14 protein-coding genes, 1 tRNA gene and 1 rRNA gene are annotated in these 26,532 nt (G+C 70.1%); 12 read left to right on the top strand and 4 right to left on the bottom strand.

Annotation, left to right across the window (positions count from 1 at the left end):
* The 3 genes from rrf to ACIBJB_RS46960 all read left to right on the top strand — a co-directional run.
* A 5S ribosomal RNA gene (gene rrf, locus ACIBJB_RS46970) occupies nucleotides 1-91 on the top strand; the annotation flags it as partial.
* A 114-nt stretch (nucleotides 92-205) separates the two neighbouring features.
* On the top strand, nucleotides 206-868 hold the full coding sequence (locus ACIBJB_RS46965) for a DegT/DnrJ/EryC1/StrS family aminotransferase (protein WP_398940299.1): 663 nt from the start codon (nucleotides 206-208) through the stop codon (nucleotides 866-868).
* Between the two features lie 73 nt (nucleotides 869-941).
* A tRNA-Thr gene (locus tag ACIBJB_RS46960) sits at nucleotides 942-1,017 on the top strand.
* A 46-nt stretch (nucleotides 1,018-1,063) separates the two neighbouring features.
* On the opposite strand, the gene ACIBJB_RS46955 is transcribed toward ACIBJB_RS46960, so the two are convergent.
* A complete protein-coding gene (locus tag ACIBJB_RS46955) occupies nucleotides 1,064-3,817 on the bottom strand; it encodes a SpoIIE family protein phosphatase (RefSeq protein WP_398940297.1) in 2,754 nt (917 codons plus the stop codon).
* A gap of 396 nt (nucleotides 3,818-4,213) precedes the next feature.
* Here ACIBJB_RS46955 and ACIBJB_RS46950 point away from each other — a divergent pair, with 396 nt between their 5' ends.
* The 8 genes from ACIBJB_RS46950 to ACIBJB_RS46915 all read left to right on the top strand — a co-directional run bounded on the left by ACIBJB_RS46950 (nucleotide 4,214) and on the right by ACIBJB_RS46915 (nucleotide 17,998).
* Entirely contained in the window at nucleotides 4,214-9,685 is a 5,472-nt protein-coding gene (locus tag ACIBJB_RS46950) for a HAMP domain-containing protein (RefSeq protein ID WP_398940296.1), read from the top strand.
* 244 nt (nucleotides 9,686-9,929) lie between these two features.
* A complete protein-coding gene (locus ACIBJB_RS46945) occupies nucleotides 9,930-10,613 on the top strand; it encodes a two-component system response regulator (protein ID WP_057613322.1) in 684 nt (227 codons plus the stop codon).
* A gap of 118 nt (nucleotides 10,614-10,731) precedes the next feature.
* Entirely contained in the window at nucleotides 10,732-13,455 is a 2,724-nt protein-coding gene (locus tag ACIBJB_RS46940) for a DNA translocase FtsK (RefSeq protein ID WP_398940295.1), read from the top strand.
* 245 nt (nucleotides 13,456-13,700) lie between these two features.
* Complete coding sequence (locus ACIBJB_RS46935) at nucleotides 13,701-14,543, top strand: helix-turn-helix domain-containing protein (RefSeq protein WP_057613320.1); 843 nt, start codon at nucleotides 13,701-13,703, stop codon at nucleotides 14,541-14,543.
* Nucleotides 14,544-14,633: 90 nt separating this feature from the next.
* Nucleotides 14,634-16,130: a 30S ribosomal protein S12 methylthiotransferase RimO gene (rimO, locus tag ACIBJB_RS46930; protein ID WP_398940294.1), complete on the top strand. Its 1,497-nt coding sequence runs from the start codon at nucleotides 14,634-14,636 to the stop codon at nucleotides 16,128-16,130.
* A complete protein-coding gene (pgsA, locus tag ACIBJB_RS46925) occupies nucleotides 16,127-16,966 on the top strand; it encodes a CDP-diacylglycerol--glycerol-3-phosphate 3-phosphatidyltransferase (protein ID WP_398940293.1) in 840 nt (279 codons plus the stop codon). Before rimO ends, pgsA begins: the two co-directional genes overlap by 4 nt.
* Entirely contained in the window at nucleotides 16,963-17,508 is a 546-nt protein-coding gene (locus tag ACIBJB_RS46920; RefSeq protein WP_398940292.1) for a CinA family protein, read from the top strand. The genes pgsA and ACIBJB_RS46920 overlap by 4 nt, the downstream gene beginning before the upstream one ends.
* 109 nt (nucleotides 17,509-17,617) lie before the next feature.
* Entirely contained in the window at nucleotides 17,618-17,998 is a 381-nt protein-coding gene (locus ACIBJB_RS46915) for a helix-turn-helix domain-containing protein (RefSeq protein WP_057613316.1), read from the top strand.
* Between the two features lie 470 nt (nucleotides 17,999-18,468).
* On the opposite strand, the gene ACIBJB_RS46910 is transcribed toward ACIBJB_RS46915, so the two are convergent.
* From ACIBJB_RS46910 to ACIBJB_RS46900, 3 genes are all read right to left on the bottom strand, one after another.
* Nucleotides 18,469-19,233 (bottom strand): SDR family NAD(P)-dependent oxidoreductase, encoded by a 765-nt coding sequence (locus ACIBJB_RS46910; RefSeq protein ID WP_398940291.1) that lies wholly within the window; start codon nucleotides 19,231-19,233, stop codon nucleotides 18,469-18,471.
* Nucleotides 19,234-19,265: 32 nt separating this feature from the next.
* A complete protein-coding gene (locus ACIBJB_RS46905) occupies nucleotides 19,266-20,120 on the bottom strand; it encodes an Fpg/Nei family DNA glycosylase (RefSeq protein ID WP_398940290.1) in 855 nt (284 codons plus the stop codon).
* Nucleotides 20,121-20,522: 402 nt separating this feature from the next.
* Complete coding sequence (locus ACIBJB_RS46900) at nucleotides 20,523-25,463, bottom strand: ATP-dependent helicase (RefSeq protein WP_398940289.1); 4,941 nt, start codon at nucleotides 25,461-25,463, stop codon at nucleotides 20,523-20,525.
* A 177-nt stretch (nucleotides 25,464-25,640) separates the two neighbouring features.
* On the opposite strand from ACIBJB_RS46900, the gene ACIBJB_RS46895 reads away from it, so the two are divergent.
* Nucleotides 25,641-26,528 carry an AraC family transcriptional regulator gene (locus tag ACIBJB_RS46895; protein ID WP_398940288.1) on the top strand — a complete coding sequence of 296 codons (888 nt, stop codon included), beginning with the start codon at nucleotides 25,641-25,643 and terminating at the stop codon, nucleotides 26,526-26,528.
* The last annotated feature ends 4 nt before the right edge of the window (nucleotides 26,529-26,532 follow it).

The following is a 26,532-nucleotide window of genomic DNA, read 5'->3' as shown; positions in this document are numbered from 1 at the left end:
GCCCGGTTACATTCCGAACCCGGAAGCTAAGCCTTACAGCGCCGATGGTACTGCAGGGGGGACCCTGTGGGAGAGTAGGACACCGCCGAACAATTCTTCAAAGGGTTGGATCCTGAACTTCGGTTCGGGGTCCAACCCTTTTTTGTTGTGCGTCACTTGAAGTTCACGTTGCGCAACCACCATCCGAGGCATGGGTACTGCTGCAATGCTCAGGGCCGCCGGCGTCGGAGTCGGTGACGAGGTCGTCGTGCCGGCCTTCGGGAACGTCGAGGTCGCCGAGGCGGTGACACTCGCGGGTGCGCTTCCGGTGTTCGCGGACATACATCCGGTCAGCTACTGCCTTGACGCCTCCGCTGTCGAAGCGGCGGTAACTCCGCGGACGGCGGCCGTCGTTGTCGTACACCGATTCGGGCGACCGGCCGACATGGCGCGGCTGCTCGCGCTGGGGCAGCGGCACGGGCTGCTGGTGCTGCAGGAGGGCGAGTCCGAGGCGCCGTACGACGAGATCGCTCAGCGTCGGGAGCGAGCCTGCTACCTCGATGGGAAGTTGCGCGGGGTGCGCACGCCCGATGGTGGGGACGGGCACACCTATCAGCAGTATGTGGTGCGGGTGCCCGGCAACGGACGGCCGGACCGGGACGCTTTCGCTCGGGCCCTGCGGAGCAAGGGGGTTGACTGCCGGGTGCCGGTGAAGACGCCCGTGCACCGGTTGCCCGAATTCCGGCGTTGTGTGTCGCTGCCGGAGACCGAGCGGGCCGCCGACGAGACGCTCGCGCTGCCGGTGGACGCTTCGCTGACCAAGCGGGACATGCAGCGGGTCGTGGCCGCGTGCAATGCGCTCGGAGGACTGCTTCAGCCTGCTTTCTGAGCGAGTTGGGAGCACGGGTCTGTTCGGGGTATGATCTCTTCCGTTGCCGCGAGGGAAACCTCGAAAGCGACAAGCCCCCTTAGCTCAGTCGGCAGAGCGTCTCCATGGTAAGGAGAAGGTCAACGGTTCGATTCCGTTAGGGGGCTCCAGCCAAAAGGCCCCGCCCATTCGGGCGGGGCCTTTTTCGTGCCTTTATCAGTCCGTGTGCAGGCCCGGGACGCGCATCGCCAGGATCGCCATGTCGTCGGACGGGGCATCGGAGGCGAAGCGTTCGACCGCGCGCATGATGCGGGCCGCGACCGCGCCGGCCGTCAGGCCCGTGCAGGTGGTGAGGACGTCGGCGAGACCGTCGTCGCCCAGCATGCGGGTGCCTTCGCGGCGCTCGGTGACGCCGTCCGTGACGCACAGGAGGACATCGCCCGGGTCGAGGGTGACCGTCTGCTCGTAGAGCTCCAGGTCCTCCATGACGCCGAGAAGCGGCTGGGGTTCGGCGGCCGGTTCGACGGTGCCGTTCTGGCGCAGGCGGAGCGGCAGGGGGTGACCGGCGCAGACGACCTTCAGGCGGGCGCTGCCGTCCTCCTGCGGCCACAGCTCGCCGTAGAGGAGGGTCAGGAAGCGACTGCGGGCGCCCTCGTCGAGGATCGCGGAGTTCAGGCGCTCCAGGACCGCCGGGCCGCTGAGGCCCTCGCGAGCGAGCAGCCTGAGGGCATGCCGGGCGAGGCCCGTGACCGCCGCCGCGTTCGGACCCGTACCGCAGACATCGCCGATGGCGAATCCGTAGGCGCCGTCACTGATGGGGAAGACGTCGTAGAAGTCGCCACCGACCTCGTTGCCCTCGCCGGCCGCGCGGTAGATGACCTCGACCTCCACGCCCTCGATGTCGGGGAGCTCGGGCGGCAGGAGGCTGCGCTGGAGGGACTGACTGATGGCGGTGCGCTCGGAGTAGAGGCGGGCGTTGTCCAGGGCGAGGGCGGCCCGGCGGGACAAGTCCTCGGCCAGTTCCAGGATTTCCTGGCGGAAGTGTTCGTCCGCGGGCTTGCCGAGGGTCAGCATGCCGATGACGCGGTTGCGGGCGACCAGCGGGAGGACGACGGTCTCGCCGCCCACCGCAGAGGCTGTGGCGAGCGTGGGACCGATCCCGGAGGCGATCTGGTGGGTGGGGCCGCCGCTGAGTCCGAGGCTGCGCATGGAGCTGCGCAGAGCCGCTTGGTGCGCAGCCTCGCCGGGCGCCGACCAGACGCGGGCACCAGGGGTGGGGACCGGGTCCGGGGGCTGGATCTTCGACAGCAACGACTTGATGCCGTCGATGAGTTCCTCGTCCTCGTGGAGGACGTACGACAGATAGGGATCCGAGGCCTGGTCGGCGATCGTGTAGACGGCGCACCAGGTGGCCAGGGTGGGGACGGTCATCTGGGCCATGAGGGCCAGGGTCTGGTCGCGGTCCAGGGTGCCGGCGAGGAGGTCGGAGGCCTCGACGAGGAAACTCAGGGAGCCGCGGCGCAGGCGTTCGAGTTCGCCCAGGCGGGCCGACTCGACCGCCAACGCGATGCGGTCGGCGGCGAATTGGAGGCGAAGGGCCTCTTCGTTCGAGTATCTGCCGGGGCCTTCGGCGGCCACGCCGAGGGAGCCGGTGAGGCGGCCCTCGACCTTCAGCGGGACCGTGACCACCGAGCGCATGCCGGTGCCGCTCAGGAGCGGAACCGCACCGGGTACGGCCGCGAGGTCGTCGTGGACGGCCGGCATGCGGGCGGAGCCGTAGCGGCCGGGGCCTCCCTCGACGGGCACGCGCGCGAAGCGCTGGCGGGCGGAGGGCAGGCCGGTGGAGGCGCGGACCTCCAGTTCGGTCTCGTCGTCGGTTGCGAGCAGCAGGAAGGCGGAGTCGCCGTCGAGCATGTCGCGCGCGCGTTCGACAGTGCGCTGGAGGAGGCCGTCGAGGTCGTCCGGGGCCGGGGAGCCGATGAACACCTCGAAGGGGTCGGTGCTCTGGCCGTCGGAGGAGGTGCTCGTGTCGGAGGCGGGCATGCGCAACGGGGTCTGCAGGACGGCGCGCTCGTGGTCGCGCACCAGGAGGCAGACCGTGGAGGGTTCTCCGCCGGTGTCGCGGACGCGCAGGTGGGAGGCGTAGACGGAGGTGACGCGACCGTTGGCCGCCCTGATGCCGTAACTGCCCTCCCATCGCGAGAGCTGGAGGGCCTCGGCGATTCCGGTGCTGGTGCCGGGGGTGTGCGGCCAGGCCGCGAGGTCGGTCAGGGGCTTGCCGATGACCTGTTCGGCGGCGTAACCGAAGAGTTCCTCGGCGTCCTCGTTCCACGAGCTGATGGCGCACGCACGGTCGATCTGGATGACGGCGACGCGGACGCGGCCGTCCGCCAGCGGGAGGAGGTCCGCGGGCAGGGACGGGCCTGCCGTGCGGGTGCCCACCGTGCGTTCGGGCAGATCGAGCTGGAACCAGACCTGCTTGTGGGTGGGTGTGTACTCGACGCCCCACCGGCCGGCGAGCGCGGCGCAGAGCTGGAGGCCGCGGCCGCCCTCGCGGTCGAGGTTGCCCATGGTGACGGCCTGCCCCTGGAGGGGGATCTCGCGCTCGGGGTAGCGGTCGCCCACCTCGATCCGTACACCGTCGTCGCTGCGCAGGCACAGAACGTCCGCGGAGGTGCCCGCGTGCACCACGGCGTTGGTGACGAGTTCGCTGGTGAGGACCACCGCGTCGTCGACGATGTCGGCGAAGCCCCATCCTTGGAGGGTGTCGCGGACGAAGGAGCGGGCGGTCGCTACCGATCGACCGACAGGCTCGAAGCTGGCGGCCGCGCGCGCGGTGATCACAGAACTCCTCGGCCGGTTGTCGACGTGCAGGGCTGCCTGGCCGACCGGCTCGTGCCGCTGCTGCGGCAGGCCGCCCGTCGGCCGGGGGTCCGGGGTCTGTCCCCCGGGGACCAGTCCGGTGGTCATGTGTGCGGCCGCCCTCCGATGCCCGCTCGTGCTCGTGCCACCGTCCAGGCCGGACGGACCGGCTCGGCTGGACAGCCGCATGCAAGGTTACTTACCTTCGACGGCCATGCGGATGCCGGTCTGCAGTGTTTCCGTCCGGAGGGTGTGCGGACGATGTGCGAAGCTGCCGAACTGTTATGGCCGGGTTCAACCGGGGTGAAACACTGGGCAGGCTCCTGAAGAAGGTTCGGGCAGGCCGAGTGGCGTGCGTGTACGGCGGGCAGCAGCCCGTGGTGCGGCTTTGTATGCCCGATGGAAATAACGCTGTAGTAAGCAGAAGGACGCGGCAGCCACCGGTGCGCCGCGCAGCAGCACCTGAGCACAGCAGTAACGGTCGACCCCTGCGGGAGGGACACAGTGGAGTCTGGCGCAGCGACGCGGGGCACTAAAACGCGCGCGAAAGGCGGACAGTCCCCGAGCAACCAGCGCAAACCGCGCAATGGGACCACCGCGGTGGACACGGCTGCCCTGAACCGGCTGCTGGCGGCACTGGTGTCGATGCGGGACGGGAACTTCCGCAAGCGGCTCACGGTGTCCGGCGATGGCGTGATGTCGGAGATCGCGGCGGTCTTCAACGAGGTGGCCGACCGCAATCTCCATCTGACGGGTGAGCTGTCACGGGTGCGGCGCATGGTGGGCCGTGAGGGCAAGCTCACGGAAAGGCTGGAAACAGGCGCCTGTGAGGGCTCCTGGGCGTCCGCCATCGATGCCTCCAACGCGCTCGTGGACGATCTCGTACGGCCCGTCTCCGAGGTCGGCCGGGTGCTGTCCGCGGTGGCGGAGGGTGATCTGTCACCCCGTATGGAACTCAGGACGCAGGCGCCGGACGGGACGGGGCATCCGCTGCGCGGAGAGTTCCTGAAGGTCGGGCGGACTGTGAACAACCTTGTCGATCAGTTGTCGACGTTCACCGACGAGGTCACGCGCGTGGCCAGCGAGGTCGGCACCGAGGGCAAGCTCGGCGGACAGGCACGCGTGCGTGGCATGTCGGGTTCCTGGAAGGACCTGACCGAGTCCGTCAACACGATGGCCTACCGGCTGACGGCCCAGGTGCGGGACATCGCGCTGGTGACCACTGCGGTCGCCAAGGGTGATCTGTCCCGCAAGGTCACGGTTCACGTGGCCGGCGAGATGCTGGAGCTGAAGAACACCGTCAACACGATGGTGGACCAGCTCTCCTCCTTCTCCTCCGAGGTGACCCGCGTCGCGCGCGAGGTGGGCGTCGAGGGCGAGCTCGGCGGCCAGGCGCAGGTGCCGGGTGTGGCCGGGGTGTGGAAGGACCTCACCGATTCGGTGAACCTCATGGCCGGCAATCTGACGGCCCAGGTGCGCGGGATCGCCCAGGTGACCACGGCGGTCGCCAGCGGTGACCTGTCGCAGAAGGTGACGGTCTCCGCACGCGGCGAGGTCGCGCAGCTGGCCGACACGATCAACCAGATGACCGAGACGCTGCGGATCTTCGCGGACGAGGTCACCCGCGTGGCCAACGAGGTCGGTGCCGAGGGACAGCTCGGCGGGCAGGCGAACGTGCCGGGTGCGGCAGGAACGTGGAAGGACCTCACCGATTCGGTGAACACGGTCTTCCGGAACCTCACCACGCAGGTGCGGGACATCGCCGCGGTGACGACGGCGGTGGCCAACGGTGACCTGTCGCAGAAGGTCACCGTCGACGTGGCCGGCGAGATGCTGGAGCTCAAGAACACCGTCAACGGGATGGTGGACCAGCTGTCGGCGTTCGGTGCCGAGGTCACGCGCGTGGCGCGCGAGATCGGTGTCGAGGGTGAACTGGGCGGCCAGGCGCAGGTGCCCGGGGCCGCCGGTACCTGGAAGGACCTCACCGACTCCGTCAACACGGCGTTCAGGAATCTCACCGGACAGGTGAGGAACATCGCCCAGGTGACGACGGCGGTGGCCAACGGTGACCTCTCGCAGAAGGTCACCGTGGACGTCTCCGGCGAGATGCTCCAGCTGAAGAACACCGTGAACACGATGGTGGACCAGCTCTCCGCCTTCGCCGACCAGGTGACGCGGATGGCCCGGGACGTGGGCACCGAGGGCCGGCTGGGCGGTCAGGCCGTCGTGCCGGGCGTGTCCGGTACGTGGAAGGAGCTCACCGACTCCGTCAACTTCATGGGCGGCAACCTCACCTCTCAGGTGCGGCAGATCGCCCAGGTGACGACCGCGGTGGCCCGGGGTGACCTGTCGCAGAAGATCGACGTGGACGCGCGCGGCGAGATCCTGGAGCTGAAGAACACCATCAACACGATGGTCGACCAGCTCTCCGCCTTCGCCGACCAGGTGACGCGGGTGGCCCGTGAGGTGGGCACCGAAGGACGCCTCGGCGGCCAGGCGCAGGTGCCCGGCGTAGCCGGTGTGTGGCGTGACCTCACCGACTCCGTGAACGGAATGGCAGGAAACCTTACTGCCCAGGTGCGCAACATCGCCCAGGTGGCCACCGCGGTGGCCCGGGGTGACCTGTCGCAGAAGATCGACGTGGACGCGCGCGGCGAGATCCTGGAGCTGAAGAACACCCTCAACACGATGGTGGACCAGCTGTCCAGCTTCGCCGACCAGGTGACGCGGGTGGCCCGTGAGGTGGGCACCGAGGGCATCCTCGGCGGCCAGGCCGAGGTACAGGGTGTCTCCGGCACCTGGAAGGACCTCACCCAGTCCGTGAACTTCATGGCGAACAACCTGACGATCCAGGTGCGCAACATCGCCGAGGTCACCACCGCGGTCGCCAAGGGTGACCTCTCGAAGAAGATCACCGTCGACGCCAAGGGCGAGATCCTCGAGCTCGTCACCACCGTCAACACGATGGTCGACCAGCTGTCGTCCTTCGCCGAGCAGGTGACCCGGGTGGCCCGTGAGGTGGGCACCGAGGGCCAGCTGGGCGGTCAGGCGCGGGTTCCGGGTGTCACGGGCATCTGGAAGGACCTCAGCGACAACGTGAACCTGATGGCCAACAACCTGACCATGCAGGTGCGCAACATCTCCCAGGTCGCGAACGCGGTCGCCAACGGCGACCTGACGCGGACGGTGACGATCGAGGCGCGCGGCGAGGTCGCGCAGCTCGCCGACACCTTCAACACCATGGTGAAGACGCTGAGTTCGTTTGCCGACCAGGTCACCAAGGTGGCCCGAGAGGTGGGCACGGACGGCATCCTCGGCGGCCAGGCGCGGGTGCCCGGTGTGGCCGGCACCTGGAAGGACCTCACCGAGTCCGTGAACCAGATGGCGTCCAACCTGACCGGTCAGGTGCGGAACATCGCCATGGTGACCACGGCCATCGCCAAGGGCGACCTGACGAAGAAGATCGACATCGACGCCCGCGGTGAGATCCTCGAACTCAAGACCACCATCAACACCATGGTCGACCAGCTGTCCTCCTTCGCCGAGGAGGTCACCCGAGTCGCCCGCGAGGTGGGGACCGAGGGACAGCTCGGCGGCCAGGCACGCGTGCGTGACGTCGACGGCACCTGGCGCGACCTGACCGAGTCCGTGAACGAAATGGCAGGAAACCTTACCCGGCAGGTGCGAGCCATCGCGCGCGTGGCGACCGCGGTGACCCGAGGCGACCTGAACCTGAAGATCGACGTGGACGCGTCCGGCGAGATCCAGGAACTGCAGGACTACATCAACAAGATGATCGCCAACCTGCGCGACACCACGATCGCCAACAAGGAACAGGACTGGCTCAAGGGCAACCTGGCCCGTATCTCGGCGCTCATGCAGGGCCGCCGGGACCTCGAGGACGTGGCCTCGCTGATCATGAGCGAGCTGACGCCGGTGGTGACCGCGCAGCACGGCGCGTTCTTCGTCGCGATGCCGCTCCTGGACGGCAAGGACATGAGTGCCGAGGCCGAGGAGCAGTACGAGCTGCGGATGCTCGGGTCGTACGGCTACTCGATGGGCTCGATGCCGACGTCGTTCCGGCCGGGTGAGGCGCTCATCGGGACGGCCGCCGAGGAGAAGCGCACGATCCTGGTGGAGAACGCGCCCAGCGGCTACCTGAAGATCTCCTCCGGACTCGGAGAGGCGCCGCCCGCGCAAGTGATCGTCCTCCCGGTGCTGTTCGAGGGCAAAGTGCTCGGTGTCATCGAGCTGGCCTCCTTCACACCCTTTACGCAGATCCAGAAGGACTTCCTCAACCAGATCGCCGAGATGATCGCGACCAGCGTCAACACCATCTCCGTCAACACCAAGACGGAGGTACTGCTGAAGCAGTCGCAGGAGCTGACCGAGCAACTCAGGGAGCGGTCGGCCGAGTTGGAGAACCGGCAGAAGGCCCTCCAGGCGTCCAACGCCGAACTGGAGGAGAAGGCCGAGCTGCTGGCCCAGCAGAACCGCGACATCGAGGTGAAGAACACCGAGATCGAGGAGGCGCGGCAGGTCCTGGAGGAGCGTGCCGAGCAGCTCGCCGTATCCATGCGGTACAAGAGCGAGTTCCTGGCCAACATGTCGCACGAGCTGCGTACACCGCTCAACTCGCTGCTGATCCTCGCCAAACTGCTCGCCGACAACGCGGACTCCAACCTCACCCCGAAGCAGGTCGAGTTCGCCGAGACCATCCATGGGGCCGGCTCCGACCTGCTGCAGCTGATCAACGACATCCTCGACCTGTCGAAGGTCGAGGCGGGCAAGATGGACGTCTCCCCGACGCGCATCGCGCTCGTGCAGCTCGTGGACTACGTGGAGGCCACCTTCCGGCCGCTGACCGCGGAGAAGGGCCTGGACCTGTCCGTACGGGTCTCGCCCGAGCTGCCCGCCACGCTGCACACCGATGAACAGCGGCTGCTCCAGGTGTTGCGCAACCTGCTGTCCAACGCGGTGAAGTTCACCGACTCCGGAGCCGTCGAGCTGGTCATCCGGCCCGCCGGGCGGGACGTACCGGTGGCGATCCGGGAGCAACTGCTCGAGGCCGGTTCGCTGCGCGACCCGGGCGCCGACCTGATCGCGTTCTCGGTGACCGACACCGGGATCGGCATCGCGGCCAGCAAGATGCGGGTGATCTTCGAGGCCTTCAAGCAGGCAGACGGCACGACCAGCCGCAAGTACGGCGGCACCGGCCTCGGGCTGTCGATCTCGCGGGAGATCGCGCAGCTGCTCGGCGGCGAGATCTATGCGCAGAGCGAGCCCGGTCGCGGTTCGACATTCACGCTGTATTTGCCGCTGCACCCCAGCGAACTGCCGCCGCAGGGCTACCAGCAGTCCATGCCCGCCCTGGAGGCCGGCGATCTGGTGGCGTCCACGTCGGAGCACGGGCGGACCGGGGCCGAGGTCGAGACGCCGGCCGAGGTGAGGTCGTACCAGGAGACACAGAACGGTGCCGCGGCGCTCTTCCGGCGCCGTCGCAGGACCGCACCCGCCCTCGAACAGCGGATCGGACAGCCGGACCAGTGGTCGGCGGTGGAGCACCAGGCCGCGCCGCAGCCACGCCGGGGCATCCGGTTCGGCGGGGAGAAGGTGCTGATCGTCGACGACGACATCCGCAACGTCTTCGCGCTCACCAGCGTCCTCGAGCAGCACGGACTGTCCGTGCTCTACGCGGAGAACGGCCGTGAGGGTATCGAGGTGCTGGAGCAGCACGAGGACGTGGCGGTCGTCCTGATGGACATCATGATGCCCGAGATGGACGGGTACGCGACGACCAATGCGATCCGCAGGATGCCGCAGTTCGCCGGGCTTCCGATCATCGCGCTGACCGCCAAGGCGATGAAGGGTGACCGCGAGAAGGCGATCGAGTCGGGAGCCTCCGACTACGTGACCAAGCCGGTCGATCCCGATCATCTGCTGTCGGTGATGGAACAGTGGATGCGGGGGGAGTGATGAGAATCAGCGAAGTTGACGCGGAGTTGCTGACGGAGTGTGCCCGACGCCGTGTAGAAGTACGGGATTCGGGGAACCTTCTGGTCTCCCGCTACGTTTCTGCTACGTGCACAGTGACATCACGGTGACAGGGTGTGGCGACAGACAGGGTGCGGCTACGATGACCGGCACAAGGACGGGCGGCGAAAGGGAGTCGTCCCCAGCGGCGGCGCCCGGTGCACATCCGGGGCGAGGAGGGCGGGCCATGGTGCAGAAGGCCAAGATCCTCCTGGTCGATGACCGGCCGGAGAATCTGCTCGCGCTGGAGGCCATCCTCTCCGCGCTCGATCAGACACTGGTGCGGGCATCGTCCGGGGAGGAAGCACTCAAGGCACTGCTCACGGACGACTTCGCGGTGATTCTGCTGGACGTCCAGATGCCGGGCATGGACGGTTTCGAGACCGCGGCGCACATCAAACGGCGGGAGCGGACCCGGGACATCCCGATCATCTTCCTCACCGCGATCAACCACGGGCCGCACCACACCTTCCGGGGGTACGCGGCCGGGGCGGTGGACTACATCTCCAAGCCGTTCGACCCGTGGGTGCTGCGGGCGAAGGTCTCGGTGTTCGTCGAGCTCTATATGAAGAACTGCCAGCTGCGGGAGCAGGCGGCGCTGCTGCGGCTCCAGTTGGAGGGCGGCGGAGGCAAGGCGGCGGCAGGGGACGCGAAGGAGCCGGCGGGTCTGCTCGCCGAGTTGTCCGCGCGTCTGGCCGCGGTCGAGGAGCAGGCCGAGGCGCTCTCCAAGCAACTGGACGACGAGTCCGCGGACGCGGCCGCGGTGGCCACCGCGGCCCATCTCGAACGCAAACTCACGGGGTTGCGGCGGGCGCTGGACGCGCTGGAGCCGGGCACCGGGAGTTCGCCGTCGGTGCCTTCGCAGAACTGACGCTCGCCGCCGGACCCCTTGAGCCCGCGTCAGTTCGGCACCTCTCCAGAAGCGACACGAACGGGTGAAGCAGTGGGCACACGTGTCCGCGGTCGTCTCCACCGGTAACCTCGCACCTATGGCCTCACGTCCCTCCGCAGCCAAGAAGCAGCCCGCCAAGAAGGCTGCCGCTCCCGCGAAGGGTCCGGCGAGGAAGGCTGCGGCGAAGAAAGCACCGGCAAAAAAGGCGCCCGCCAAGAAGCCCGCGGCGAAGAAGGCCCCGCCGCCGAAGCCGGCGCCCAGCCCGACCGGGGGCGTCTACCGTCTCGTCCGGGCCGTCTGGCTCGGCCTGGCCCATGCCGTGGGCGCGGTGTTCCGCGGCATAGGGCAGGGCGCGAAGAACCTCGACCCCGCGCACCGGAAGGACGGCGTGGCGCTCCTGCTGCTCGGCCTCGGCCTGATCGTGGCCGCCGGAACCTGGTCGAACCTGCGCGGCCCGGTGGGCGACCTCGTCGAGATCATCGTGACCGGCGCCTTCGGCCGACTCGACCTGCTCGTGCCGATACTGCTCGCGGTCATCGCCGTGCGCTTCATCCGGCACCCCGAGAAGCCCGAGGCCAACGGCCGCATCGTGATCGGCCTGTCGGCGCTCGTCATCGGCGTGCTCGGACAGGTCCACATCGCCTGCGGCGCGCCCGCCCGCAGCGACGGCATGCAGGCGATAAGGGACGCCGGCGGCCTCATCGGCTGGGGAGCGGCGACCCCGCTGACGTACACCATGGGCGAGGTCCTCGCCGTACCGCTGCTCGTCCTGCTGACGGTCTTCGGGCTGCTCGTCGTCACGGCCACCCCGGTCAACGCCATCCCGCGGCGGCTGCGGGAGCTCGGCGTGCGGCTCGGGATCCTCCCCGACCCGGAGGAGGACGAACTCGGCGAGGACGACGAGCGCTACGACGAGCAGTGGCGCGAGGCGCTGCCCGCGCGCGGTCGCAGGCGTGGTCCCGCGCCCGAGTCGTACGATCCCGACGGAGCGGAGCAGGAGGCCCTCTCGCAGCGCCGTGGGCGCCCCAGGCGCTCCGCGGTGCCGCAGCCCGCGATGGACCGGCGGATGGACGCCGTGGACATCGCCGCGGCCGCCGCCGCGGATCTGGACGGCGTCGTCATGCACGGCCTGCCGCCCTCGGCGCTGGTCGCCGATCTCACCCAGGGCGTCAGCGTGGGCGACCGCGTGGAGACGACCCCGGTACCCACCCCCGTCCCGGCCGCCCGGCCCAAGCAGGACGCGCGGCCGAAGCAGGAGAAGCTCAAGGTCGAGGTCGCCGACCTCACCAAGCCCGCTCCCGAGGCCCCCGGCGAACTGCCCCCGCGCGCGGAGCAGCTCCAGTTGTCCGGCGACATCACCTACGCGCTGCCCTCGCTCGACCTCCTGGAGCGCGGCGGCCCCGGCAAGGCGCGCAGCGCGGCCAACGACGCCATAGTCGCCTCACTGACGAACGTCTTCACGGAGTTCAAGGTCGACGCCGCCGTCACCGGCTTCACGCGCGGGCCGACGGTCACCCGCTACGAGGTCGAGCTCGGCCCCGCCGTGAAGGTCGAGCGGATCACCGCGCTGGCCAAGAACATCGCGTACGCCGTCGCCAGCCCCGATGTGCGGATCATCAGCCCGATCCCCGGCAAGTCGGCGGTCGGCATCGAGATCCCGAACACCGACCGGGAGATGGTCAACCTCGGTGACGTGCTGCGCCTCGCGGCGGCCGCAGAGGACGAGCACCCCATGCTGGTCGCGCTCGGCAAGGACGTCGAGGGCGGCTATGTCATGGCCAACCTGGCCAAGATGCCGCACGTCCTGGTCGCCGGAGCCACCGGTTCCGGTAAGTCGTCGTGCATTAACTGCTTGATCACTTCCGTCATGGTCCGCGCGACCCCGGAGGACGTGCGTATGGTCCTCGTCGACCCCAAGCGCGTGGAGTTGACGGCCTACGAGGGCATCCCGCACCTGATCACGCCGATCATCACCAACCCGAAGCGGGCCGCCGAGGCGCTCCAGTGGGTCGTACGGGAGATGGACCTTCGCTACGACGACCTGGCCGCGTACGGCTTCCGGCACATCGACGACTTCAACGAAGCCATCAGGAACGGCAAGGTCAAGCTGCCCGAGGGCAGTGAGCGCGAGCTCCAGCCCTACCCGTATCTGCTGGTGATCGTCGACGAGCTCGCCGACCTGATGATGGTCGCCCCGCGGGACGTCGAGGATGCGATCGTGCGGATCACGCAGCTCGCGCGCGCGGCCGGCATCCATCTGGTGCTCGCCACGCAGCGGCCGTCGGTGGACGTCGTCACCGGCCTGATCAAGGCGAACGTGCCCTCACGGCTCGCCTTCGCCACCTCCTCGCTCGCCGACTCGCGGGTCATCCTCGACCAGCCCGGCGCCGAGAAGCTGATCGGCAAGGGCGACGGGCTCTTCCTGCCGATGGGGGCCAACAAGCCCACCCGTATGCAGGGCGCGTTCGTGACCGAGGACGAGGTCGCGGCGATCGTCCAGCACTGCAAGGACCAGATGGCGCCCGTCTTCCGGGACGACGTCGTCGTGGGCACGAAGCAGAAGAAGGAGATCGACGAGGAGATCGGCGACGACCTCGACCTGCTGTGCCAGGCTGCCGAGCTGGTCGTCTCCACGCAGTTCGGGTCGACCTCGATGCTCCAGCGCAAGCTGCGGGTCGGGTTCGCGAAAGCGGGGCGTCTGATGGACCTCATGGAGTCCCGGGGCATCGTCGGACCGAGCGAGGGGTCCAAGGCTCGTGACGTTCTTGTGAAGGCTGACGAGCTGGACGGAGTGCTCGCGGTGATCCGCGGGGAGGCTTGAGAAGAGCCCGACACGGGTGCGGCCACCGATGTTCGATCGTGACTCACCCGTAAGGGATCATTGAGCAACCGTTTCCCTTCGGCGTACGTCAAGTTGAGGGAAGCGAAAAGCTGCTGCTCCACCATCGGCGTGCCCGGCCATTCCGATGGCGTACAAAGTCCCACCGCCCGGTTGCCCCACCCTTTCGCACCCCCCCTAGACTGAACCTCCAGCACAGGTGGCTTAAACGCTCGAAAGGCGCCCCCGTGTCCATCGGCAACTCCCCTGAAGACGAGCGTCCGTTCGAAGACGACCGACAGGAAGACCGCCTCTCCGTCGGCCACGCCCTGAAACAGGCGCGGATCGCGGCTGGGTTGACCGTCGACGACGTCAGCAACGCCACCAGGGTCCGCATCGCCATCGTGCATGCCATCGAGGCGGACGACTTCGCCCCCTGTGGGGGTGATGTGTACGCCCGGGGCCACATCCGGACCCTGGCCAAGGCCGTCCACCTGGATCCGGCCCCCCTGCTGGACCAGTTCGCCGCCGATCACGGCGGCGGGCGTCCGGCCCCGACCCCGGCCGCTCCGCTGTTCGAGGCGGAACGCATCCGTCCCGAGCGCCGCGGGCCCAACTGGACCGCGGCCATGGTCGCCGCGATCGTCGCCGTGGTCGGCTTCGTCGGGTTCACCGCCTTCAAGGGCGGAGACGACGGCGGCACGACACAGGTCGCCGACGGCACCACGCCCGCCACCAGCAAGTCTCCGACGCCCAAGTCCGACAAGACCACCAAGGACCCCAAGCCGACGCCCACGCCGACCGACAGCGCCATCGCGGCGGCACCCCAGGACAAGGTGACCGTCCAGGTCAGCGCCGCCGACGGAAAGAGCTGGATCCTCGCCAAGGACCACAACGGCCGGACCCTCTTCGACGGACTGCTCACACAGGGCGACACCAAGACCTTCCAGGACAGCGACAAGATCAACCTGGTCCTCGGTGACGCGGGGGCGATCCAGCTGTACGTGAACGGCAAGAAGATCGACGACGACTGGCAGCCCGGGGCCGTGGAGCGCCTGACGTACACGAAGGGCGACCCGCAGGTCGGATAGGGATCCGTTCGCTGTGCCGTCACGGGGTTGGCCAGGATCGGCCAACCCCGTCGACGTGGGGTGTCAGTGGGACGAAGTAGTCTTGAGCCCATGCCTGAACGCCGTACCGTCGCACTCGTCACTCTTGGCTGCGCCCGCAACGAGGTGGACTCGGAGGAGCTCGCAGGCCGTTTGGAGGCGGACGGCTGGGATCTCGTGAAGGACGCCGCCGACGCGGACGTCGCCGTCGTCAACACCTGTGGCTTCGTGGAAGCCGCCAAGAAGGACTCCGTCGACGCCCTCCTCGAGGCCAACGATCTCAAGGGGCACGGCAGAACCCAGGCCGTCGTGGCCGTGGGCTGCATGGCCGAGCGGTACGGCAAGGACCTCGCCGAGGCGCTGCCGGAGGCGGACGGGGTGCTCGGCTTCGACGACTACGCCGACATCTCCGACCGGCTGCAGACGATCCTCAGCGGCGGCATCCACGCCGCGCACACCCCCCGCGACCGGCGCAAGCTGCTGCCGATCAGCCCGGCCCAGCGGCAGGAGTCGGCGGCCTCCGTCGCACTGCCCGGACACGGGCCGGCCGCCGAAGCCCCCGAGGCGGCTCCCGCCGACCTTCCGGAGGGTCTCGCCCCGGCCTCCGGTCCCCGTGCGCCCCTGCGCCGCCGTCTGGACGGCTCCCCGGTCGCCTCCGTGAAGCTCGCCTCCGGCTGCGACCGGCGCTGCTCCTTCTGCGCCATCCCGTCCTTCCGCGGCTCCTTCATCTCGCGTCGCCCCTCGGACGTCCTCAACGAGACGCGCTGGCTGGCCGAGCAGGGCGTCAAGGAGATCATGCTGGTCTCCGAGAACAACACGTCGTACGGCAAGGACCTCGGCGACATCCGACTCCTCGAGTCCCTCCTGCCCGAGCTCGCCGAGGTCGACGGCCTGGAACGCGTGCGTGTCAGCTACCTCCAGCCCGCCGAGATGCGGCCGGGCCTGATCGACGTGCTGACGTCCACGCCCAAGGTGGTGCCCTACTTCGACCTGTCCTTCCAGCACTCGGCCCCCGACGTGCTGCGCGCGATGCGCCGCTTCGGCGACACCGACCGCTTCCTCGAGCTGCTCGACACCATCCGGGGCAAGGCCCCCGAGGCCGGTGTGCGCTCCAACTTCATCGTGGGCTTCCCCGGCGAGACGGAGGCCGACCTCGCCGAGCTGGAGCGGTTCCTGAACGGCGCGCGACTGGACGCCATCGGCGTCTTCGGGTACTCCGACGAGGAGGGCACCGAAGCGGCGACGTACGAGAACAAGCTGGACGAGGACGTCGTCGCCGAGCGGCTGGCACGTGTCTCCCGGCTCGCCGAAGAACTCGTCTCGCAGCGCGCCGAGGAGCGCGTCGGCGAGACCGTGCAGGTCCTGGTCGAGTCCATCGACGACGAGGGCGTGTACGGCCGAGGCGCGCACCAGGCGCCGGAGACCGACGGCCAGGTGCTGCTCACGAGCGGCGAAGGTCTGAGCGTCGGTCGTATGGTCGAGGCGAAGGTGGTCGGTACGGAAGGTGTCGACCTGGTGGCCGAGCCGCTCGACGGCTCGCTCGGGTGTAGTGAGGAGGCGGGCAGATGACCGGAGTTCCGGCGTCCGCTGCGGGTGGCCCCTCCGCCGCGAAGGGCGGACCGGCGGGCGGCGTCTCGGGTGCCGCCTCCGGTGTGGCCCCCAGCGCTCCGTCGGATCCGGTCCCCGGTACGGCTGCCGAGGTACGCGCGAGTGCCGTCCCCCCGGCCGGTGTCGTTGCCGGCGCGGCTTCCGGGGACGGCAACGACTCCGGTTCGAAGACCGCGCGCGGTGGGAAGATCGCGGCCGCGGCGGTCAACCAGGCCAGCGTCTGGAACGTCGCCAATCTGCTGACCATGCTCCGGCTGGTCCTGGTCCCCGGCTTCGTCGCCCTGATGCTGGCCGACGGCGGGTACGACCCGGCGTGGCGCTCGTTCGCCTGGGCGGCCTTCGCGGTCGCCATGATCACCGACCTGTTCGACGGACACCTGGCGCGCGCCTACAACCTCGTCACGGACTTCGGGAAGATCGCCGACCCCATCGCCGACAAGGCGATCATGGGGGCGGCGCTGATCTGTCTCTCCGGGCTCGGAGACCTGCCGTGGTGGGTCACGATCGTCATCCTCGGCAGGGAACTCGGGATCACCCTGCTGCGTTTCCTCGTCATCAGGTACGGCGTGATCCCGGCGAGCCGTGGCGGCAAGCTCAAGACCCTCAGCCAGGGCATCGCCGTAGGGATGTACATCCTGGCGCTGACGGGGTGGCTGGCCACCGCCAGGTTCTGGGTGATGGCTGTGGCGGTCGTGCTGACCGTCGTGACCGGGCTCGACTATGTGAGACAGGCCATTGTGCTGCGCCGGCAGGGAATCGCCGAGCGCAAGGCGGCGTTGGAGGAGACGGAAGCGTGAATTCCCCGGCCGCCCAAGTGGTGCGACTACTCACCGTGAAGGGTCAGACGCTCGCGGTCGCCGAGTCGCTCACCGGCGGACTGGTTGCGGCGGAAATCACAGCGGCTCCCGGGGCGTCCCAGGCGTTCAGGGGGTCGGTGACCGCCTATGCCACCGAACTGAAGCATGAGCTGTTGGGTGTCGACGCCGCCCTGCTGTCTCAGCGAGGCGCGGTGGATCCGCAGGTCGCGGCCCAGATGGCGGTCGGAGTGCGCAAGGCACTCGGCGCCGACTGGGGCATCGCGACCACCGGAGTCGCGGGCCCGGAACCGCAGGACGGCAAGCCCGTCGGAACGGTTTTCGTGGCTGTCGACGGGCCCACCGTGGGCGCTTCCGACGCAGTGGGTGGCGGGAAAGTGACCGCGCTGCGGTTGAACGGCGACCGCGCGGAAATTCGTATGGAGAGTGTACGGAGCGTACTCGCACTGCTCCTGGAGGAGCTTGCGAGCGAACAGACCGGGAATGAGCGGGCACAGGATACGGAACGGAACGGGGGGTTTTGATGTTTGCAGCCCTGAGTGAACACGACATCGCTCCCCGCACGGCCGCGGCGCAAGGCGGTACGGTGGGGCGTGAAGGATGCGGCTACGCGGTCCGAGGAGGGAGCCACCGATGATTCTGCTCCGTCGCCTACTGGGTGACGTGCTGCGTCGGCAGCGCCAACGCCAGGGCCGTACTCTGCGCGAAGTCTCCTCGTCCGCCCGAGTCTCACTCGGCTATCTCTCCGAGGTGGAGCGGGGGCAGAAGGAGGCTTCCTCCGAGCTGCTGTCCGCGATCTGCGACGCGCTGGACGTACGGATGTCCGAACTCATGCGGGAAGTGAGCGACGAGCTCGCCCTCGCCGAGCTGGCCCAGTCCGCTGCGGCCACGCCCAGCGCGCCGGTACCGGCAGGCGTGCGCCCGATGCTGGGTTCCGTCTCGGTCAAGGGTGTGCCACCGGAACGGGTGACCATCAAGGCGCCCAGCGAAGCGGTGGACGTCGTAGCGGCGTGACGCTCACGCTCGGTGTGCCATGAGCTGACGGCACGCCGAGAGCAAGTCTGCGAGGCCCCGGACGGGCTTCTCCAGCTGGACTGGAGAGGCGCCGGTCGGGGTTTTCGTGCATCTTGGAGCGACGGCCGCTTCGGTGCGTCCGTGTGCCCTTGGTGCGCCCTCCCCGTGGGTGCGGCGGCGGTCTAGCGTCCGGGCTGGAGGTGGCTGCATGGCGGGGCCGACAGTACGCCGGGGGGTGACGCTCGGGCTCGGGGCGCTGTGGTGGTGGGCCGTGGCGCGGCTGGTGCTGACGCCGGACGCCGGGGGGCTCGAAGGAGCGATCGCGGCGGGCGGGTGGGGGCTGAGCCTGCTGCCGGTGCACTGTGTGCCGAAGGGGCGGGCCGCGGGAGCCGTGGGCGCCGGGCGATGGCGTCAGGCGTGGCGGGCGGGGAGGCCCGCGGGGGCCGGGCGCTCCGGTGGGGCGGGTGCGGCTACCACGGCATCGCCACCCCGCCGTTCGGGCGGATGATCTGGCCCGTCATGAAGGACGAGGCGTCGGAGGCCAGGTAGAGCACGGCGTGAGCGATGTCCTCCGGTTCGCCGACGCGCCTGAGCGGTGACATGCGGGACATCAGTGCCTCGGTGTGCGCCTGTGCCTCCTCGTCGTGGCGGTCGGTCATGGGAGTGCGGATCCAGCCGGGCGCGATCGCGTTGACCCGGATGCCGTACCGGCCGACCTCGGTGGCCAGGGTCTTCGTGAGCTGTACCACGGCTGCTTTGGCCGCGCCGTAGCAGAGCAGCCCGGGTCCGCCCGTGTCCACGGCGCCGGAGGCCATCGTGACGATGCTGCCTCCCGTCTCCCGGTCCAGCATCAGGCGGGCCGCCTCCTGGCAGGCGTGGAGCACGCCCTTGAAGTTGACGTTCAGGACGCGGTCGAGGTCTTCGTCCCTCGTCTCCAGGACCGGGCTGCTGTGCATGATTCCGGCGACCGCGGCCAGCACGTCCAGGCGCTCGCAGGAGGCGACGGCCTGGTGGAGCTGTTCGCGGTCGGTGACGTCGAGGGGATGGGTGCGGGCGGTACCGCCCGCGTCCTTGATCAGGGTCGCCGTCTCGTGCAGCCCCGACGCGTCGAGGTCGGCGCAGTGCACGGTGGCGCCCGCCTCGGCGAGCAGGACGGCGGTCGCACGGCCGATGCCACTCGCGGCGCCGGTGACGAATGCGGTGCGTCCGGTGAGGTCGTACGCGCTGACGGCCATGGAGCGACGGTACGAGCGTTTCTGACGGAGCGTCAATTGGTCGTACGGCGTGAGGTTCTGGGGTGTGTTCCGCTCGGTGCCCTGCGGTGGGGGCTCGGGGCGGGGCCGGTTTGGCAGTTCGGGCACCAGTACGTGGGACGTTCGCGGGAGCCGTCGCCCTGGTCGGCGACGCGGAGGGAGGTGTGGCAGCGGAGGCAGGGGCGGGGTGCGCGGCCGTAGACGAACAGGTCCTGGCCGCGGCGGCCGGTCGTGCTGCGGACCGGGCGGTCGCGGTTGACCTCCAGGAGCTTCTTGGCGAGCGCGGGGAGCTGAGCGGCGCGGTCTGCGGGGAGGGCGCCGATGGGGAGCCAGGGGGTGGCGCCGAGCAGGAAGCAGAGTTCACTCTTGTAGACGTTGCCGATGCCGGCGAGATTGCGCTGGTCGAGGAGGGCCTCGCCGAGAGGGCGGGCGGGGTCCTGGAGAAGGTTCGCCAGGGCCGTCTCGGGGTTCCAGTCCGGGCCCAGGAGGTCGGGGCCGAGGTGGCCGACGGCTTTGTGCTCGTCTGTGGTGCGCAGGAGCTCCAGGACGGGGAGACGGTAGCCGACGGCTGTGCGGTCGGTGTTGGCCAGGATCGCGCGGATCTGGTGGGTGGGGCCGCCGGTCCAGCGCTGGTTTTCTGCGTACACCTTCCAGGAGCCGTCCATGCGGAGGTGGGAGTGGAGGGTCAGGCCGCCCTCGATGCGGGTGAGGAGGTGCTTGCCGCGTGGAGTGACGTCGAGGACTCGGCGGCCTGTGAGGTCGGCTGTGGCGTACTTCGGCACCCTCAGGTCGCTGCGGGTCAGCACCTTGTCCGCGAGGGCGCTGTGCAGGCGTCTCGCGGACTGCCAGACCGTGTCTCCTTCGGGCATGGGTCAAGGGTGGCATGGGGGCGGGGTGTGGAGGGGGGAGCGGGCATGGGGAGGGTGCGGGTGGTGGCTTGGGCTTCTGCGGGTTGGGTTCCACTCGTACTACGCGTGCGGGTTTCGTCGTCGGGTGCGGGTGGTTCCTGTGGGGCGTGCTCGCTGTCGGTTGCCGCGGGGTTGTGGCGGGTGGCCTTGGCTGGCGGCCGCCGGGGCGGCGAGGGCCGTCATGCGCGTAGGCGTAAGGCGTGGCAGGGGGAGGGGCGAGCGGGTATGCGGAGGGTGTGGGTGGTGGCTTCCCCGCGTGCGGGCGGTTTGGTGGGGGCGTGCTTGCTGTCGGCTGTTGCGCGGGCGGGGTGGGTGCGGGGTGGGTGGCCTTGGCTTGGCGGCCGCCGGGGGCGGAGAGGGCCGTCAGGCGCGCAGGCGTAGGCCGCGCGGGGTGGCGATGAAGCCCGCTGTTTCCAGGAGGGCGCCCAGGGGGGAGGTCAGGGCCGAGGTGCCGTTGATGCGTTCCACCGTGACCGTGCCGAGGGAACCGGCCTTGGCGGCAGCGGCGAGGGACTCCGCCGCTGTGTGCAGGCGGGGGTCGTCGGTGGGGGTGGTGTCGGGGGCGGAGGGCCAGGCGAGGAGGGTTTTGCCGCCGCGCTCCATATAGAGCGTGAGCTCGCCGTCCACGAGGACCACGAGGGAGCCCGCCTTGCGGCCCGGCTTGTGGCCGGCCTCGGTCGGGGGGTCGGGCCAGGGCAGGGCGGCGCCGTAGGCGTTGGCGGGGTCGGCTGCGGCGAGGACCACGGCTCGGGAGGCGTCGGAGGCGTTGTGCCTGCGACTGCCGAAGCCGGAACCGTATCCGGGGGCGGCTTGCCAGTGCTGGGGGGCGGGCTGGGGTGGGTAGTCGCGCGGGGAGACGTACTCGTCGCGGGAAGCGGGGGACGGCGAACCGGAGGTGAAGTCGGGGCCTGCTTCGGGTCCGGGGACGTCGGGATTGTCGAAGGCGCGGGTCCAGTCCCAGTCCTCGGTCGCCGTGTCGCCTTGTGCGGGGCCGTCGGATGCCTCGGGTACCGAGCCGGAACCCCAGATGTCGGGAGTGCCGCTGTCCGGCACCGGCTCCCCGCGGTCGCGGGCGTTGGACACGGCCCGGAGACGGTCCACCGCGCCGTCCATGGCGAACTGGGCGGCACCGAGGCCCTCCACGACGTAGCCGCGGCGGGCCTGGCCGCTGTCCTCGAAGGCGGAGAGGATGCGGTATGTCGCCGAGAAGCCGCCCTCCACACCTTCCGCCGAGACGGCTCCCCGGGTGACCACTCCATGCCGGTCGAGGAGTGTGCGGGCCAGGGCGTGGGCGCGCACGGTCGGATCGGCCTCCCGTGGCGGGAGCAGGGACCAGCGGCCGGCGACGGTCGGCGGGCCGGTGCGGGAGGCGGGGCGGGCCGCGGCCGTGAGGGAGCCGTAGCGGCCGCGGGGGATCGTGCGTTTGGCGCGGTGCGCGGTGGAGCCGGCGGTGCGGCCGGAGCCCAGGAGGGAGCGCAGGGGGGTGAGGGTGTCGTTGGTGAGCCGCCCGGACCAGGCCAGATCCCATACGGCGTCGGCCAGCTGGGGATCGGCGGCGTCGGGGTGGGTGGTGGCGCGCACCTGGTCGGCGATCTGGCGGAAGAACAGGCCGTAGCCGCCGGTGAGGGCGTCCAGGACGGACTGGTGCAGGGCTGTCAGCTCCAGGGGGTGGGGCGGTGGCAACAGGAGGGGGGCGGCGTCCGCCAGGTAAAGGGAGACCCAGCCGTCCTTTCCGGGCAGGGCGCCCGCTCCGGCCCACACGATCTCTCCGGCGGCGGTGAGCTCGTCGAGCATGGCCGGGGTGTAGTTCGTGACGCGTGACGGCAGGACGAGCTTCTCCAGGGCGGACGCGGGCACGGACGCGCCCTGCAACTGCTCGACGGCGCGCACCAGTCCGTCGATGCCGCGCAGGGAATGACCCCGGCCGATGTGCTGCCACTGCGGCAGGAACTGGGCGAGGGCCGGCGGGGGCACCGGTTCGAGTTCGTGGCGCAGGGCCGCCAGGGAGCGGCGGCGAAGGCGGCGGAGCACCGTGGCGTCGCACCACTCCTGGCCGATGCCCGCCGGGTGGAACTCGCCCTGTACGACCCGTCCGCTCGCGGCCAGGCGCTGCAACGCGCCCTCGGTGCCCGCCGTGCCCAGCCCGAAGCGGGTGGCGACCGTCGCCGAGGTGAAGGGGCCGTGGGTGCGGGCGTAGCGCGCGAGGAGGTCACCGAGGGGGTCCTTGACCGGCTCGGTGAAGGCCTCCGGGACGCCGACCGGCAGCGCGGTGCCGAGGGCGTCGCGCAGGCGGCCCGCGTCCTCGATCGCCGCCCAGTGGTCGGCGCCTGCGACACGGACCTTGATCGCGCGGCGGGCTCCGGCGAGGTCGTGCGCCCACTGCGGCTCGGCACCCCGCTCGGCCAGCTCGGCGTCCGTGAGCGGGCCGAGGACGCGCAGGATGTCCGCGACGCCCTCGGTGTCCTTCACCCGGCGGTCCTCGGCGAGCCACTGGAGCTCCCGCTCCAGTTCGGCCAGCACCTCCGCGTCGAGCAGCTCGCGCAGCTCCGCCTGGCCGAGCAGCTCCGCCAGCAGCCGGGAGTCCAGCGACAGGGCCGCCGCCCGGCGCTCAGCGAGGGGCGAGTCGCCTTCGTAGAGGAACTGGGCGACGTAGCCGAAGAGGAGGGAGCGGGCGAAGGGGGAGGGCTCGGGGGTGGTGACCTCGACCAGGCGGACCTTGCGGGACTCCAGGTCGCCCATCAGCTCGACGAGCCCCGGGACGTCGAAGACGTCCTGGAGGCATTCGCGGACCGCCTCCAGGACGATGGGGAACGAACCGAACTCGCTCGCCACCTGGAGCAGTTGGGAGGCCCGCTGGCGCTGCTGCCACAAGGGGGTGCGCTTTCCGGGGTTGCGGCGCGGCAGCAGAAGCGCCCGGGCGGCGCACTCGCGGAAGCGGGAGGCGAACAGGGCCGATCCGCCGACCTGGTCGGTGACGACCTGGTCGACCTCGCCCTTGTCGAAGACGACGTCCGCGGCGCCCACCGGAGCCTGTTCGGCGTCGTACTCCGTGCCGCTCGTGTTCGGGTCCCGGTCGAGGAGGTCCAGGCTCATCAGGTCGGCGTCGGGCAGCCGGAGGACGATGCCGTCGTCGGCGTGCATGACCTGGGCGTCCATGCCGTAGCGCTCGGAGAGCTTGGCGCCGAGGGCGAGGGCCCAGGGGGCGTGGACCTGGGCCCCGAAGGGGGAGTGGACGACGACCCGCCAGTCACCGAGTTCGTCGCGGAAGCGCTCCACGACGATGGTGCGGTCGTCCGGGACGTGGCCGCAGGCCTCGCGCTGCTCGTCCAGGTACGACAGGACGTTGTCCGCCGCCCATGCGTCCAGGCCCGCGGCGAGGAGGCGCAGGCGGGCGTCCTCCTTGGACAGGGAGCCGACCTCGCGGAGGAACGCGCCCACCGCGCGGCCCAGTTCGAGGGGGCGGCCCAGCTGGTCGCCCTTCCAGAAGGGGAGCCTGCCGGGGACGCCGGGGGCGGGGGAGACCAGGACGCGGTCGCGCGTGATGTCCTCGATGCGCCAGGAGCTGGTGCCGAGCGTGAAGACGTCACCGACGCGCGACTCGTAGACCATCTCCTCGTCGAGTTCGCCGACCCTTCCGCCGCCCTTCTTGGGGTCGGAGCCGGCCAGGAAGACGCCGAAGAGGCCGCGGTCGGGAATGGTGCCGCCGGAGGTGACGGCGAGGCGCTGGGCACCGGGACGGCCGGTGATGGTGCCGGCGATGCGGTCCCAGACCACGCGCGGGCGCAGTTCGGCGAAGGCGTCGGAGGGGTAGCGGCCGGCGAGCATGTCGAGGACCGCGGTGAAGGCGGACTCGGGGAGGGAGGCGAACGGGGCCGCCCTCCGGACGGTAGCGAGGAGGTCGTCGAGCTGCCAGGTGTCCATCGCGGTCATCGCGACGAGTTGCTGGGCGAGGACGTCCAAGGGGTTGGCGGGGACCTTGAGGGACTCGATGGAGCCGGTGCGCATGCGTTCCGTGACGACCGCGGCCTGGACCAGGTCGCCTCGGTACTTCGGGAAGACCACGCCGGTGGAGACCGCGCCGACCTGGTGGCCGGCGCGGCCGACGCGTTGCAGGCCGGAGGCCACGGACGGGGGCGACTCGACTTGGATGACGAGGTCCACCGCGCCCATGTCGATGCCGAGTTCGAGGCTGGAGGTGGCCACCACGGCGGGGAGGCGGCCCGCTTTGAGGTCCTCCTCGACCAGGGCACGCTGTTCCTTGGAGACCGAGCCGTGGTGGGCGCGGGCGATGACCTGGGGTGCGCCCTGGGCCGCGCCTGAACCGCCCATGAGTTCGGCCGGGGCGTGGTGTTCGTCCAGGGGCTCGCCGGTGGCGCGCTCGTAGGCGATCTCGTTGAGGCGGTTGCAGAGGCGTTCCGCGAGGCGGCGGGAGTTCGCGAAGACGATCGTGGAGCGGTGGGACTGGACGAGGTCGGCGATGCGCTCCTCCACGTGGGGCCAGATGGACGGGCGTTCGGCGCCTTCGTTGCCCTCGGCGACCGGGGATCCGCCGAGTTCACCGAGGTCTTCCACCGGGACCACGACCGAGAGGTCGAACTCCTTGCCGGACTTCGGCTGAACGATCTCCACCTTGCGCTGGGGGGAGAGGTAGCGGGCGATCTCGTCCACCGGGCGGACCGTGGCGGAGAGGCCGATGCGGCGGGCCGGCTTCGGGAGGAGTTCGTCCAGGCGCTCCAGGGAGAGGGCCAGGTGTGCCCCACGCTTGGTGCCGGCCACGGCGTGGACCTCGTCGAGGATCACTGTCTCGATGCCGGTGAGCGCGTCACGGGTCGCCGACGTCAGCATCAGGAACAGGGATTCCGGGGTGGTGATCAGGATGTCCGGGGGGCGGGTGGAGAGGGCTCGGCGCTCCGCTGCGGGCGTGTCGCCGGAGCGGATGCCCACCTTGATCTCGGGTTCGGGGAGGCCGAGGCGGACGGATTCCTGGCGGATGCCGGTGAGAGGGCTGCGGAGGTTGCGCTCCACGTCGACGGCGAGCGCCTTGAGGGGGGAGACGTACAGGACTCGGCAGCGCTTCCTGGGGTCCGCGGGTGGGGGTGTGGAGGCCAGCTGGTCCAGCGCGGCGAGGAAGGCGGCCAGGGTCTTGCCGGAGCCGGTGGGGGCGACCACGAGTACGTCCGAGCCCTCTGCGATGGCCTGCCACGCTCCGGCCTGTGCGGTGGTGGGCGCGTCGAACGCACCCGTGAACCAGTCGCGGGTGGCGGGCGAGAAGCCGTTCAGGGCTCGGTGTGCTGGGCTGACCATGCGTCCATCCTGCACCCGGGGACTGACAATGCCCCTGACCTGCGGGTTGCCTCCGGCGGTTGAGCGGGGGATGCCTGCGGCGGTTGAGCGGGGATTCCCCTGCGGCGCCGGTGAGGGTGTCCCTCCTCGCTGACCTGGCCCACTCAGGGGTGCGGGGAACCGCGTGACAATGGGTGCATGGCGGGTTTCGGGGAGCGGGCGCGGCACTGGCGGTATGCCGAGTTGCCCGGAGTTGATCTGCTGCGGGCCCGGTATGTACGGAAGACGTTTGTGCGGCATACGCATGAGCACTTTGTGATCGCCGCCATCGCGGACGGGGTGGAGGTCTTCCACCATCGGGGGGCCGATCAGTACGCGGGGGCCGGTGCGCTTGCGCTGGTCAATCCCGATACGGCTCATACGGGGCGGGCCGGGGTGCCTGAGGGATGGCGGTACGGGGCCGTGTATCCGTCACCCGAGGTGGTGGCCGGGATCGCGGCTGAGACCACTGCGCTGCGAGGTACGCCCGGCTTCGTGCGGCCGGTGCTCGACGATCCGTACGCGGTGGGATTGGTGCATCAGGTTCTGCGGGCCGCGGATGAAGGGAACGCGCTGGCCGCCGACACGTTGTTGCGGGTCGCCGTGACGCGGTTGCTGCGGGTGAACGGCGGAACGTTGCCGCAACGGGATGTGCGGAGCGCGGGCGCCAGGATCGCCGTACGTGCGCGTGCCGTGCTGGAGGAGAGGATGGCCGCGCCGCCGACTCTGGAGCAGTTGGCCGCTGATCTCGGGGTCGGTCCCTTCGCGTTGCTGCGTGCTTTTCGGGATGTCTACGGGATGCCGCCCCACACATGGCTGACCGATGCGCGGGTGCGGCGGGCTCGGCGGTTGCTGGATGCGGGGGCCGGCCCTGCCGCGGCCGCCGTCGAAGTGGGGTTTACGGACCAGCCTCATCTGAACCGGCATTTCACGCGGATCGTCGGCGTGCCTCCGGGGGCCTATCAGCGGGAGCGCAAGAACGTACAAGACTCGCCCGGGCGGCTGCTCCTAGCGTCCGAGGCGTGGCAGACGAACAGACAGCTCTAGCGGA

The sequence above is a fragment of the Streptomyces sp. NPDC050759 genome (assembly GCF_044456945.1).
Lineage (GTDB): Bacteria > Actinomycetota > Actinomycetes > Streptomycetales > Streptomycetaceae > Streptomyces.
This window is presented reverse-complemented; position numbering and strand designations above follow the sequence as displayed.

Excerpts from the sequence above, each read along its gene's own strand:
- ACIBJB_RS46945 (WP_057613322.1), top strand. The coding sequence starts at position 9,930 with ATGGTGCAGAAGGCCAAGATCCTCCTGGTCGATGACCGGCCGGAGAAT.
- rimO (WP_398940294.1), top strand. The coding sequence starts at position 14,634 with ATGCCTGAACGCCGTACCGTCGCACTCGTCACTCTTGGCTGCGCCCGC.
- ACIBJB_RS46955 (WP_398940297.1), bottom strand. The coding sequence starts at position 3,817 with ATGACCACCGGACTGGTCCCCGGGGGACAGACCCCGGACCCCCGGCCG.
- pgsA (WP_398940293.1), top strand. The coding sequence starts at position 16,127 with ATGACCGGAGTTCCGGCGTCCGCTGCGGGTGGCCCCTCCGCCGCGAAG.
- ACIBJB_RS46910 (WP_398940291.1), bottom strand. The coding sequence starts at position 19,233 with ATGGCCGTCAGCGCGTACGACCTCACCGGACGCACCGCATTCGTCACC.
- ACIBJB_RS46905 (WP_398940290.1), bottom strand. The coding sequence starts at position 20,120 with ATGCCCGAAGGAGACACGGTCTGGCAGTCCGCGAGACGCCTGCACAGC.
- ACIBJB_RS46940 (WP_398940295.1), top strand. The coding sequence starts at position 10,732 with ATGGCCTCACGTCCCTCCGCAGCCAAGAAGCAGCCCGCCAAGAAGGCT.
- ACIBJB_RS46900 (WP_398940289.1), bottom strand. The coding sequence starts at position 25,463 with ATGGTCAGCCCAGCACACCGAGCCCTGAACGGCTTCTCGCCCGCCACC.
- ACIBJB_RS46915 (WP_057613316.1), top strand. The coding sequence starts at position 17,618 with ATGATTCTGCTCCGTCGCCTACTGGGTGACGTGCTGCGTCGGCAGCGC.
- ACIBJB_RS46965 (WP_398940299.1), top strand. The coding sequence starts at position 206 with ATGCTCAGGGCCGCCGGCGTCGGAGTCGGTGACGAGGTCGTCGTGCCG.
- ACIBJB_RS46895 (WP_398940288.1), top strand. The coding sequence starts at position 25,641 with ATGGCGGGTTTCGGGGAGCGGGCGCGGCACTGGCGGTATGCCGAGTTG.